Below are 13,932 nucleotides of genomic sequence, written 5' to 3'. Positions count from 1 at the left end.
AAGTTAAACGGAGGAAGTTCAATGCAGCGTGGCACATTCCAGTTAATGAAATCGGTAAATAAATCAAATATCCTCAATAAGATACGTAAATCTGAACCCATTTCCAGAGCTCAAATTGCAAAAGAAACAGAACTTACGCCACCCACAGTGAGTAGTATTGTAAAAGAACTGCTTGAGCAAGGGATCGTAAGGGAAAGTGACCTTGGAGACTCAAAAGGTGGACGAAAGCCAACGATGCTTCTCATCAATAGTGATGCATTCTATGTTATTGGAGTAGATGCTGGCCCGGAAAAAGTCGAATGCATTCTTACTGACTTATCAGGAAAAGTATTTGAGCGAACGTCAAGCAAGCTAAGAAAACCAATTACAAATGATCAATTCATCACAATTTTAAAAGAAAATATCAATAAAATTTTACAATCATCAACGACAGATAAAGAAAAAGTTATCGGAATTGGTGTGGCTATGCACGGGGTTGTTGATGTAGAAACAGGTACGTCACTTATTGCACCAAACCTAGATTTAAGCGATATCCCGATCAAGGCTGAGCTCGAAGAAGCGTTTAATGTAATTATAAAAGTGGAGAATGACGCGCGGGCAATGGCACTTGGTGAATCTTGGTTTGGCGGGCATGGTGATCTGGAGAGTATGGTTGCTGTCAATATTGGTCGTGGCGTTGGTTCGGGCGTTGTGATCAATGGAAAACTGTACCATGGCGCGCAGGATATTGCTGGTGAAATTGGCCATATGACCATTGATATGAATGGGGCTATTTGTGAGTGTGGCAATCGTGGTTGCCTGCAAACGTTCGCTAGTGGGGAGGCTGTGGCGAAAAGGGCGCGTCATCAAGTAGACGACGAGATTGAATCGGGCACACTAACAGGACAGCGCGTACATGAATTAGCTCAAAATGGGAATGAATCCTATATTCATATTCTGCAAGAAACGGGGCAGGCAATCGGCGTTGGTTTAACGAATTTAATTCATCTCATTAACCCGAGTGAAATTGTCCTAGGTGGAGGGGTGATGAAAGGTGAAAAATTCATCCTACCTGCAATTAAACAAACGATTGATCAGCAAGCACTGACACAGGAAGCGAAACAAACGAGTGTTACGGTCACAAAGCTTGGTGATGATGCAACCTTATTAGGTGCGGTATCCCTATTATTGGTCGAGTTATTTGATCCTGTATAAATACAAAAAGCTGAGCACCTGTTACGAACAACAGATGCTCAGCTTTTTTAGCAGTACATGTTTCATCATTTCCCGGGAAATATCGACAAGTGACAAAGTTATTTCATTTCGTTTTCCACTCCAAAAGAAAACAACGTTCGTTTATTATATGTTGATCCACCTTCTAACATCACACTCGGAAAGCCTTCGTGATGCAAGGATGCTGGAGACGCCTGCGTTTCAAAACACACGCCTAAATGTTTCTCGGACAAACCTTCGGCTAACTCCAGCCCGTCTTCCAAGGTGTTTGAGGTATACATGACCATGCCTGGCTGATCGGTTTTAACAGTCAATTTCCGTCCAGAATCCGAATGCCGGACAATCACGTTTTGTTCTTGTTCTTCATCAAACATAAAATAATGATCATAGCCATTTCCAGCATTTTTATTTTGCTCTGCATCATCATGGAATCCATCATGAAGTGGACGGCCATTGCGAAAATCAAAGGATGATCCAGTAACTTCGCGCCACTCCCCAGTCGGAATTAATTCCTCATCCAGTTCGACAAATTTCCCGCTATCCATCGTCACATGGTGGTTATGGACCGTATTTTTCAAATCCCCACTTAAATTAAAGTAGGAATGATTGGTTAATGTAACGGCGGTCGTTTGATCACTCGCTGCACTGTAATCAAGTTTAAGCTGGTTAGCATTATTTAAGGTATACGTGACCTGAACATCCAAATTGCCAGGGTAACCGCCTTCTCCATTTCCCCTTTTATGTGACAACTTCAATCCAACAGTACGATCCGTCTCAAAAGGTTCTACCTCCCATATTACTTGATGGAATCCAGTTGATCCCCCGTGAAGATGATTATCCCCATCATTCGCTTCTAAGGCATACGTTTTCCCGGTTAGCTCAAACGAGGCGTCTTGAATTCTTCCTGCAACTGGGCCAATTAATGCACCGAAAAAATTAGGATTCGTTTCGTAGTTAGCATAGTCTTTATAGCCGAGAACAACATTTTCCATCTTTCCATTACGGTCTGGAACGATGATTTTTGTAATGATTCCCCCATAATTAAGCACACTGACTGTCATACCGTGATCGTTTTTTAGTGTGTATTCCTGCCATTTACCTGAAATCTCTCTCGTATTTATGTCCATTTCATCCACCTACTCATCTAATGTCTTAATAAATCGCTCGAAGGCTGCTTGTTCTTTAAACACACCCGCGTCTTCGAGTACACGGGCAAATTTTTTCCCGAGCTCCTTTTCCATTATATCATCAACCTGTCCAGGATTTGAAAGGGTAGCATATTCGTGTTTGATTTGGTCCGCCCATTCTTGATGATAGGCAGCAACGTCATTTGATTGACCAAGTAAAAATTGCTTGATTTCAGCTAATTCATCTTTGAGTCTCGCCGGTAAAACAGCAAGTCCCAATACCTCAATCAGCCCGATGTTTTCCTTTTTAATGTGATGCACATCAGCATGTGGGTGGAAAATTCCTGATGGATGCGCTTCTGATGTTCGATTATTACGTAACACAAGATCAAGTTCATACATGCCATCACGTATCCGGGCGATAGGTGTAATCGTGTTATGCGGTGTATCGTCGGTAAACGCGCTTATGTCAGCGTCATCGTCTGAATACCCTTTCCATGTTTGTAAAATATGATCAGCTGTTTGAAGGAGTTGATCTTTCTCCCCGCTTCGGAGTCGTATGACGGACATCGGCCACTTTAAAACAGATGCTTTTACGTCAGGAAATTTCTCCAGCGTAAAGGAAAATGCATCGGTAGCTCGTGCCATCGCAAATTCATAATGGCCTGCCTGATAATGATCATGACTCAAAATCGATCCACCGACAATCGGCAGATCCGCATTGGACCCGATAAAATAATGTGGAAATTGATCCGTGAACGTAAGCAGTCGTTCAAATGCGTCCTTATCTATTTTCATGTCCCGGTGTTCTTCAGCAAGTACGATGCTGTGTTCATTATAATAAACATATGGAGAATATTGCAGGTACCAGTTTTCTCCGTTTAATGGAACATGGATGACGCGATGGTTTGCACGCGCCGGATAGCCAGTCCGCCCTACGTATCCTTCATTCTCGACACATAAAACACATAATGGATAATCGATCTGTTCCTTCTTTTCGCGTTCGCGTCTGATCTGCTCTGGATCTTTCTCAGGTTTCGATAAATTTATCGTTATATCCATTTCACCATAAGCGGTCTCTGCTTTGAAATGGATGTTAGTTGCTATTCGATTCATCTGGATGTAGTTGCTATTTTTGCTTAAATTATAAAAATAATCCGTTGCCGCTTGGGGGGACTGTTTATATTTTTTATGAAACGTCTCATTTATAACGGATGGACGTGCAAGAAAGCAATTCATGATCGTTGCAGTGAGAATCTCTTTATCATCGAAAACATCTTCAATGACGTCATTTTCCACCGCATAGGCGATTATTTTTTCTAAAAGATTTGGAATGGAATCATTCGTTTTATAGGGCACTTTTTCCGGAAAAGATTCCAGATGTAAAAGGCTCATTACTTGATTGCGCACATAAATCTGATCCGTTTGATCGATGAGCTCTGTTTCAATTGCCTTTTGAATCAGTCCACTGATATGTTGGTAAATCATCATTTTTCCACGTCCTTCCCGTAGCCGTTTGGATCCGTTGTATGCCACTTCCAAGCGTCTTCCATGATTTTTGTAATCGAAGTCCGCGTTGGGTTCCAGCCTAATATTCTTTTTGCCTTTTCGGAACTGGCAATCAAGGTACCTGGGTCGCCTGCACGCCGTTCTCCGCTTTGAGCCGGGATTTCTTTATCCGTTACTTTTCTTGCTGTATCGATCATTTCCTTCACCGAAAAACCTTGATTGCTCCCAAGATTGAAAATATCGCTATTACCACCATTTTGTAAATAGTTCAAGGCCAGTAGGTGTGCCTCGATGAGGTCTTCCACATGGACATAATCCCGGATGCACGTACCATCTGCCGTGTTATAATCCTCTCCGAAAATGGTGATATGCGAGCGCTGTCCAAGAGCCGCCTGTAAAATAATCGGAACAAGATGGGTTTCCGGTCGATGATCCTCACCGATTTCTGCAGACTCCCTAGCCCCAGCCACATTGAAATAGCGCAGGGAAACGAACGTGATCCCATGAGCTGTTTGCGTCCATTTCATCAATTTTTCCATTGTCAGCTTTGTTTCACCGTAAGTGCTGGTTGGATTGGTTGGCATTGTTTCTGTAATTGGTACTGACTCTGGTTCCCCGTAGGTTGCTGCCGTAGAGGAGAATACGATATATTTCACGTTATGTTCAACCATGACCTGTAGCAAAACCTGTGTACCATAAACATTATTATCAAAGTATTGAAGCGGTTTTTCCATGGATTCACCAACAAGGGATTGGGCTGCAAAATGAATAACAGCATCTATTGTTTCATGCTCGAATACCTCGCGGAGAAAATCGGTATGCCGAATGTCTCCTTTATAAAATGTTGCATTTGGATGAACTGCTTCTTTGTGACCAGTTTCCAGGTTATCAATGACCACGACGTTTTCTCCCTGATCAATTAACTGATAAACGGCATGTGAGCCGATATAACCAGCACCTCCTAACACGAGTACACTCATTTTACCACTCCCTCAGTAGTTTCCTTCGCACCATCGCCAATTGTTGCGGTGTAAAATGTAGCATCATAACCAACCGCCTTATGATAGAAGGCGTTGACGTTTTTCTTGAAATCTTCTACTTTATCTTTCTCTACAATTGCAATTGCACATCCGCCGAATCCAGCACCTGTCATGCGGGCTCCCAGTACACCTTCCTGATCCCATGCAGCTTGAATGATGGTATCGAGCTCCATTCCCGTCACTTCATAATCCTGTTTTAGTGAGAGATGTGATTCGTTCATGAGTTTTCCAAAAGCTTCTAAGTCATCTTCGCGTAATTTCTCTAGAGCTTCCAATGTGCGTACATTTTCGTAAACAGCGTGCTTGGCACGTTTTTGATTTGTTTCGTCTTTGATAAGATGCTTGTGCTGATCAAATTCCTCTTTTGTTAAATCTCCCAGACTGTTTATCGAAAGCTTCGCCTGTAAATCGATTAGCGCTCGGTCGCATTGTTCACGCCGTTCGTTATATTTTGATCCTGCCAATGTCCGTTGTTTATTGGTATTGATAATTTGGATGACATGATCCTTTAAACCTAGTGGTGCATATTCGTAGTCCAACGTCTGACAGTTTAATAAAATAGCATGATCTTTCTTTCCCATGCCAATCGCAAATTGATCCATAATTCCACTGTTTACACCGATGTACTCGTTTTCAACTTTTTGCCCAAGCTGAATCATGCGGATGCGGTCAATCTCCAAATCGAAAAGACCTTCCAATAAGACGCCAGTAGCCATTTCAATAGAAGCCGAAGAGGAGAGACCCGCGCCATTTGGTATGTTGCCGTGAAATAGGATATCTGCGCCATGAGGAAATTCATACCCTGCTTTCTGTAAATAGAGGAGCATTCCCTTCGGATAATTGGCCCAGTCATGCGCCTCGTTGTAATCTAAATTAGATAAATCACACTCGATGATTCCCGCTTGCGGAAAATTCATGGAATAAAAGCGTAATTTCTGGTCTGAACGCTTTCGACCAAGTGCATAAGTTCCAAATGATATGGATGCAGGGAAGACGTTACCTCCGTTGTAATCCGTGTGTTCGCCGATTAGGTTGATGCGGCCTGGGGCAAAGAAGGTTTGTGGTACCTCCGTGGTTTTGAATATTTTTTGAAATGATTGCTTTAATTGATGAGCTGTCATTATCTCTCTCCTTTGTTACTTATTTGTTAATATTTGTTGCTAAGGACGTATAAATAAGATACTATAATATTAATTAATTTAATTAATCAAGTTTAGTTTACTATGTTTTTTTGTGATGTGCAATAGGGGAGGGTGATGCCTACCGGAAAAGGCGACAAAAACGTTTTATTTTTCTCTAGGCAGGCAACTAAATTAACGATCTAAATACCAATAACAAAGTTTAAGTAAATATATTGCAGTGAGTAACAGGGTTATGATTAAGAAAGTCGTCAACATTTTTATGTATCAAGATTTAATAAAGGATATCAGCTTTCAAATTTATAAATACATGATATGGGAGGAATTGATATGTATAAGACTGGGGTATGTTCGGTAACTTTTAGAAAATTGTCAGTTGAAGTGGTTATTGAACTAACGTCAAAAGCAGGGCTGGAAGGCATTGAGTGGGGGAGCGATATACATGTTCCACCTGGAGAATTTAATCAAGCATCTAACGTTGCTAAGTTAACAGAACAGGCGGGTTTGGAGGTGGTTTCCTATGGATCCTATTATAGAGTAGGTGAATACGAGAAAAATAAGGACTCATTTGAAGAAATACTAGAAACGGCAGTACATCTAAAGGCTCCATCTATTCGTGTCTGGGCTGGTGGACAGGGATCAAAAAAGGGTAATGAGAACTATAGACAGGGTGTGGTAAAGGAGGCAAGAACAGTAGCTACACTGGCTGAGCAAAAAAATATATCTATTAATCTTGAATACCATGGGAATACGTTGACAGACACAAAAGAAAGTGCTGCAAATCTTATGAGAGAAATAGATCATCCATATGTAAATTTATATTGGCAACCAGCTGAAGGACAATCCATAAAGCAAAGATTGGATAGTATTGATGAGTTAATTCCTTGGTTAACGCATGTACATGCGTTTCAATGGACTGTGGGAGATAGACTTCCTTTTAGAGAAGGAAGGGAGGAGTGGAGCCAGTATCTTAATCAATTGAAAAATCTAAAGGCAAATCGATATATATTAATCGAATTTGTAAAGGAAGATGATGAGAACCAATTCTTAGAGGATGCTAAAACATTAAAAGGCTTGGTGGAAAGCTATAATATCAATTAGTAGTTTATTAATGCGAGGGTTCACACATACTTTGATGCATAATTGAAAATAAGGCCCTCATTACCCCTTTGATGAATGGATAGAGCTAAAGAAGTATCATCGCAGAAGCCCGTTTGTGGAAGTGGAAATTGCAGGAATGGCTAGTGGAAGCACGTATCGTAATGTAGCACATGTCTTAATATACCCACTGTACTCCCTAAAGTGGCAAATAGAAATTCTTTTTTAAGACATGGAAATCATTATTTGAGATACAAAAGGAGAAATTTGGACATAAAATGAAAGCGCATATATAGAGGATATGCATTGGAAAAGGAGCTTTAGCTTTAAGGGAGGTGAAAATCATGGTAGCAGGAGAAAACCAACAGCATTGTATATGAACATTTATTCCAAAAAGGTGCCCATGGGCTGAAGAAAGTATCGGATTGAAAATTCCAACAAAAAGATAGGAGACAAGTGATTAAAGAGTTCATAGAGAGTGTATCGCTTAAAAGTAAATAGAACATCATTTTATAAAGGAGGAAGATCACAAAAGTGGTAAATAAAATAAAGATATTTAAAAAGGGTATCGGATATTTAGCTGTTGCTTTCATGGTAGTAGGTTTAACTGCCTTTATGATAGGAAATGAAACGAAAGCTGACGATAACACAAAAACAATTACAATTGATGGAAACAACGTAGATGAATATAACCGTTTTAAAGGATTTGGAACAGTATCTGCTAATAACACATCTCGTTTGATGTTAGATTACAAAGAAGAGAATCCACAAGCATATTGGGAAATAATGAATGAACTATTTAACCCAGACACAGGTGCCGGACTCGCACATGTAAAAGTTGAGTTAGGAGCCGATGTTGATTCATCTTCAGGAACTGAACCTTCAACAATGCGGTATTCTGATGAACCAGCTAATGTTGTAAGAGGAGCAGGGTTCCAATTTGCTGCTGATGCCAAATCCATTAACGAAAATATTACAACAGAAATTTTGCGTTGGGGTGAACCACGATGGACGTGGGAAGGTGCTGCAGAGGGAAACTATGAAAACCGCTATCAGTGGTATAAACAGACCATCGACGCTGTTGATGAAGCGTATGGATTCAAGTTGGATTATGTTGGGATTTCTCAAAACGAAAGAGCGCAACGTGGAAATTATAGAAGTGAAGTTGAATGGCTGAAATACTTTACTTCTAAAATTAAAGAAGAGCCAAATTATGAGGAAGACTATAAGGCTATTAAACTTGTTGGTGGAGAGGGCTATCGGGATACAGAAACAATTAGCCGTACACTCCTAGATAATGAGGATTTAATTGATGAAATTGATGTAATTAGTACCCATTATGGCCTAACTGGTTCAGATGAACTAACGCAATTGCAAAATAAATTGATTGATAATGGAAAAGAGCCAAAAGAAATTTGGTCTTCTGAGGGGGTTTCCCCAATGATTAATGCCCGTTATCGTAATAATATGGAGCCAGATTATGAAGGGCTCGGAGGACGATATGGAATTATTGATGTAACTTCACGTATTATTTCAATGTATTCATGGGAAGGAGCAGGAGACAATCCGCTTAATGCAGTTACATTTGATTTTCAACCTTCTGTTGGAGCCTTTTATCAAGGTTCTTCATATAGTCCCAAACACTTGATTAATGCGTTTACCCCATGGTCTGGATTTTATGAAGTAGATGGTGGATTACAAGGAGTCCGTCATATTATGAATTTTGTCGGTTATGATGATCCGTTAACAGAGGAAAATGAGAGATGGATGTATGTTCAAGATGCGACTTATAGTGATGGTGATTTCATGGATGGCGGTGTTGATGTCGATACGAGTACCCATAATTATATGACATTAAAAGATCCAGAAACGGATGACTATACTACTGTATTTGCAAATAACACAAGCGATACACGCAACTATACGATTGAAACTGAAAATCTGAATGGAAAAGAGAATGTGCCAGTATATGTTTGGGAAACACGCGGACCAGATGACGGAGAAAATTATGATGCCAACTGGTTTAAAAACATTGACAAAATCACACCAGAAGATGGTGAGTATCAGATAGAAGTGAACCCTTATTCACTTGTGACCATTTCAACATTGGATAAGGAATCTGAGGTTGAAGGCTTTGAATATCAATCAGAACCGGTTGATTTATCTGAAGATACAATTTTGCCTTTGCCATATACTGATGACTTTGAATACGATGAATATCCAGTTGATGAAAATGGACAAGATTATGTTGACCGCCGCGGAGGCACACCACGATATACTACGGACCAACGTGGCGCGTTTGAAGTTGTAAAAGAAGCAACTAAACCGGTAACTAGTGGAAGTTTTGAACGTAATGAAAGAGATATTCCGGAAGCGGAAAAACGAGGAAATATGTTGCAACAAAAAATCAGTCCTGACATTATTGGAGCAGATTGGTCAGTTTGGGGCGGAACAGATGGATCAGCGAATAACAGTAACCCTCATACCAAATTCGGTGATTATCGCTGGGTGAATTATAAAGTTTCTTATGACTTTCTACTAGATACGCATACACCTGAAGCAGAAGACAGAAGTAATTATGCCTTAATAGGTGTACGTCAAGTGAAAGCCGGTGGAGCAGATTCCTATGCTCCTTACAATGCACGTTTGTATGCAGATGGGAGCTATGAAATTCTTAAACTTGGAAACGTTGTAGAAGAAGGAACGATTGAGGATTTCGATAACGAGGTTTGGAATAACTTAGCGTTTGAAGCCAAAGATAATGTCTTTACATTTTATCTGAACGATGAAGAAATTGCTAGTTATACTGACGAGGATTCGACTGTAATGGCGGGAAGAGTTGTGCTTGGGTCCGGTTATTATGAAACCCTTTACGATAACTTACGAGTGGATCCAATTGACGGATACGCGTATGATTCTGAGAAATTTGACAGTGCGCAAGGTAAGAGGTTCGAGACAGAAGAAGAAGCTCTAAACAACACGGACCAATGGAATATAATTGGGTATGTTGGTGATTGGGAATACACACAAGCGGGATATGCGCATAATAACCGTACGCAAATGACTGCGAGCACAGATTTCCCTGTATGGAACGGAATAACTGTCGAACACGATGATTCAACCGGGGAACAAGGGACGTTGAACAGAGTACACTATACTGGAAACTGGTCATCAAATAATGTAAATGCCTGGGGATCAGCATCTGACGAAGCCTCCTTTGAAATCAACTTCAAGGGTAATGAAATACGGCTGTTTGGTGAAACTAACCCGTCAAATGGAACAGCAGATATCTATTTAAATGGAGAATTAGTCGATGAAGCGAATTATCTGAATAACAGCAGTATAGAACAAATGGTGTATTCAGTGGAAAATCTTGAAGAAAAAGAACATACACTTGAAGTTGTAGCAACCGAAGATTTTATAAGCTTGACTAAAGCAGAAATAGAAACGAATGATGATGTGCCTGTAAAAACGGTTACAACATTAGCACCAAATGAATTTGTTGCAATAGCAGAGGATTCAGAAGTAGAAAATGAAGAAAATACAGTGTATGCGTACAGAGAGAATGGCCAAACTTGGGGCGCAAATAATACGAATGCCTGGGCGAGTTTTGATGATACCCCGTATATTTTGATTAACTTTACAGGTACTGGCATCGATTATCTGTCAGGGACAGGAGATCAATCAGCCTATAATTTCGAACTGAATGGCGAAGATGTGGGAGACCATTATGTAGATTCTGATACTGGGTTGAGATATGCTGTAAGAGGCTTGGAAGAAGGACAGCATACGTTGAAAGTTTCACTGAAAGACAATCAACAAGAAGAGGAGTATATGGATTATCGAGGTGTCAATATTTACAGCACACCTGATCAAGATAGTGCTAACGATAGCTTGATCTTTAATTTTGAAGGATCTGGTTTTAATTTATTGGGAGCGACTCCGGATGCCTTAGTTGACGTGTATATCGATGATCAATTAATTCAAGAGGATTATAGAGTTGATTCTAAAGGAGACAGACAAACCTCTTATCACCTTTGGGGACTTGAAAATACCGAACATACAGCTAAAATTGTGCTCAAAAGAGGTACGCTTACTTTTGATGGTATAGATGTCATTACAGGAGAAAGTGAAATTCAAGCTGATAAAACAGAATTGCAACAATTGTACGATGCACATGAAGATAAAGACCATAAAAAATATACAAAGCAAAGCTGGAAAAGATTCCATTCAGCACGACAAGACGCAAAAAAGGTATTACAAAATCCACAAAGTACTCTAGTGGATGTATATGCTGCAGAAATAGCCTTACGTTTAGCTGCAGAAGGATTAATTGGATCAGATAAAGCAGACCTGGAGCAACTGTATGATGCACATGAAAATAAAGACCATAAAAAATATACGAAGAAAAGCTGGAAAAGATTCCATTCAGCACGACAAGACGCAAAAAAGATATTAAAAAATCCACAAAGCACTCAAGAAGAAGCTGATGCTGCTGAAACATCCCTACAGGAAGCTGTAGAAGGGTTAACGGAGATATAATGTAATGAAGTGAGCGATATTGATCGATCACATATAGAGGATAATTGTTTAGCATCCATTCTTTGGAAAGTCTAGCTCACTAGTTCACCTTTGGAAATTTCAAAATATAAAAGTAATGCGAAGGAGCTTTTACAATCAATTGTTGGGTCTGGGACATAAGTAGAAGAATCTGCTTGTCCCAGTTTTTCCTTCCTTTGTTCTCTCAAAGATTGCACGTGAATGAAACTTCCAGTAAACATTCAACTAGAAGAAAACAATAGTATGGCAAGAGGGGTTCGTGCCAATATATCAAGAACCTTACTCTTTTAGGTAGGGGGAGAACGGGGAGTATTATTTACATATTAAAAGTATTAGAAATAAATTGACAAATAAGTGGTTACCATTTATAATCTAGTTAGTTAATTAACTTAATTAATTCTATTTTGATTAATTATTACCTTAACATGAAGTTAAAAAATGGTAAGAGTGATTTGAAAGCGAATACATATGATGAAAGCATGTTTGGGTATGGTTGTTACACCACGGATGAATGTGAAAGAGCTTAGACTTAAAGCACAACGACAATATCATAAAAATCAATATAGGTAGTGATAAAATATGAATAATAATGCAGGCTTTATGAATGGATTCAATACAATGTGTGAATGGATAGTGAAATTTGCATATCTTAATGTATTATGGTTTTTATTTATGGTTTTGGGTTTAGGTATCTTTGGTATTTTTCCAGCAACGATTGCTATGTTTACAATTATTCGAAAGTGGATTATGGGTGATACGAATAGACGAATGTTTCCATTATTTTGGGAGACTTACAAAACAGAATTTATAAAGAGCAATAAACTAGGGGTGATTTTCGCTGTTATAGGATTTATTTTGTATATTGATTTACTTTTTGTTTTTACAGTTGAGAATACGTATGCAGGATATCTGTTCTTCCCTTTAATTATGATGGCACTCGTTTATGTATTAACATTGCTCTATGTTTTTCCAGTGTATGTGCATTACGATATTACAATAAGACAAACGATTAAGAATGCCTTTTTTATAATGGTTTTTAGTCCAATATCTAGCGCATTACTAGTACTAAGTATTTTCACGCTATGGTTTCTTGCTATTTCATTCCCTGCAGTCATCCCATTTTTTAGTGTTAACGTATTATCGTGGTTAGTTATGTATTTTGCAAATCACTCTTTTTTAAAAATCCAAAGAAAACAAGTTAATCTAGCAAATAAGAGCTAGTATTCATAGGTGTAGATTATAGTTTTAAATCTAAAAATTTAAAAATACGTTGACATCACTATCATAGTGATAACGAATAAGCGAGGTGCATCCAATGGTCTTTAGTAAAAAAGAGAATAAACAAATAAAGCAAAGAAAACCAAAGATAAAAGATGAGAAATTAGCGGGAATTTTATTTGTTTCTCCGATGCTGTTAGGATTAACAGTATTTGTCATATATCCTGTTTTAGCAACATTTATACTTAGCTTTTCAGACTGGAACTTTGTTACCGGTATTAGTCAAATAGAGTGGGCAGGTTTTGATAACTTTAGGAAACTACTGGGAGACGAAGTATTTTTTAAATCTTTAATAAATAATTTAATTTTTATACTTACTGTACCAATAACCATGATAATAGCATTGGTTTTCGCTGTATTAATTGATAGAAATGTATACCTTAAAAGCTATTTTAAAATAGCCTTCTTTATACCATACGTTTCTAGTGTGGTTGCGGTTGCAGTAGTATGGCAGGTACTGTTTAATCCTGCTCAAGGTCCTATTAATCAAACATTAATCTCGTTAGGAATAGAAAATCCACCTACATGGTTATCTGATCCTAATTTCGCTTTAATTTCCATTATGGTTATTCATATTTGGATATCAATTGGGTTTAATTTAATTATTTATATAGCAGGACTTCAGTCCATATCTAAAGAATTATATGAATCTGCTGATTTGGACGGAGCAAATGCCTGGCAGAAATTTAGGAATATTACGATCCCAATGGTTTCACCGACAACTTTATTCCTATTAATAACGGGTATAATATCAACATTTAAAGTGTTTGATATCATATCAGTACTTACACAAGGCGGCCCTGTTGACTCTACAAATGTTCTTGTTTGGCTTCTATATGAAACCGCTTTCGAGGAACTGGACATCGGATACTCTTCGGCTATTGCACTAGTATTATTCATCGTTGTTTTTATAATAACGATCATCCAATGGGTAGGCCAGAAAAAATGGGTCAATTATTAAGGAGGTGG

General features: G+C 38.8%; 9 protein-coding genes. 5 read left to right on the top strand and 4 right to left on the bottom strand.

The window, feature by feature from the left end; translation table 11 throughout:
* Nucleotides 1–21: 21 nt before the first annotated feature.
* Nucleotides 22–1,194: an ROK family transcriptional regulator gene (locus tag OLD84_RS16150; protein ID WP_209462464.1), complete on the top strand. Its 1,173-nt coding sequence runs from the start codon at nt 22–24 to the stop codon at nt 1,192–1,194.
* Between the two features lie 98 nt (nt 1,195–1,292).
* On the opposite strand, the gene OLD84_RS16145 is transcribed toward OLD84_RS16150, so the two are convergent.
* Genes OLD84_RS16145 through OLD84_RS16130 form a run of 4 tightly spaced genes read right to left on the bottom strand, consistent with a single transcriptional unit; the run spans nt 1,293 to nt 6,009 of the window.
* Entirely contained in the window at nt 1,293–2,339 is a 1,047-nt protein-coding gene (locus OLD84_RS16145; protein WP_209462463.1) for an aldose epimerase family protein, read from the bottom strand.
* Nucleotides 2,340–2,348: 9 nt separating this feature from the next.
* Nucleotides 2,349–3,827 carry a UDP-glucose--hexose-1-phosphate uridylyltransferase gene (gene galT, locus OLD84_RS16140; RefSeq protein ID WP_209462571.1) on the bottom strand — a complete coding sequence of 493 codons (1,479 nt, stop codon included), beginning with the start codon at nt 3,825–3,827 and terminating at the stop codon, nt 2,349–2,351.
* Nucleotides 3,827–4,828 carry a UDP-glucose 4-epimerase GalE gene (galE, locus tag OLD84_RS16135; protein ID WP_209462462.1) on the bottom strand — a complete coding sequence of 334 codons (1,002 nt, stop codon included), beginning with the start codon at nt 4,826–4,828 and terminating at the stop codon, nt 3,827–3,829. The genes galT and galE overlap by 1 nt, the downstream gene beginning before the upstream one ends.
* Nucleotides 4,825–6,009: a galactokinase gene (locus tag OLD84_RS16130; protein ID WP_209462461.1), complete on the bottom strand. Its 1,185-nt coding sequence runs from the start codon at nt 6,007–6,009 to the stop codon at nt 4,825–4,827. The genes galE and OLD84_RS16130 overlap by 4 nt, the downstream gene beginning before the upstream one ends.
* 348 nt (nt 6,010–6,357) lie before the next feature.
* Here OLD84_RS16130 and OLD84_RS16125 point away from each other — a divergent pair, with 348 nt between their 5' ends.
* The 4 genes from OLD84_RS16125 (at nt 6,358) to OLD84_RS16110 (ending at nt 13,924) form a co-directional block, all read left to right on the top strand.
* A complete protein-coding gene (locus OLD84_RS16125) occupies nt 6,358–7,128 on the top strand; it encodes a sugar phosphate isomerase/epimerase family protein (protein ID WP_209462460.1) in 771 nt (256 codons plus the stop codon).
* Between the two features lie 531 nt (nt 7,129–7,659).
* Complete coding sequence (locus tag OLD84_RS16120; protein ID WP_209462459.1) at nt 7,660–11,667, top strand: glycoside hydrolase family 30 protein; 4,008 nt, start codon at nt 7,660–7,662, stop codon at nt 11,665–11,667.
* Between the two features lie 597 nt (nt 11,668–12,264).
* Entirely contained in the window at nt 12,265–12,906 is a 642-nt protein-coding gene (locus tag OLD84_RS16115; protein WP_209462458.1) for a YesL family protein, read from the top strand.
* A 94-nt stretch (nt 12,907–13,000) separates the two neighbouring features.
* Entirely contained in the window at nt 13,001–13,924 is a 924-nt protein-coding gene (locus OLD84_RS16110; protein WP_209462457.1) for a carbohydrate ABC transporter permease, read from the top strand.
* The last annotated feature ends 8 nt before the right edge of the window (nt 13,925–13,932 follow it).

This window comes from Virgibacillus natechei (assembly GCF_026013645.1).
Lineage (GTDB): Bacteria > Bacillota > Bacilli > Bacillales > Amphibacillaceae > Virgibacillus_L > Virgibacillus_L natechei.
This window is presented reverse-complemented; position numbering and strand designations above follow the sequence as displayed.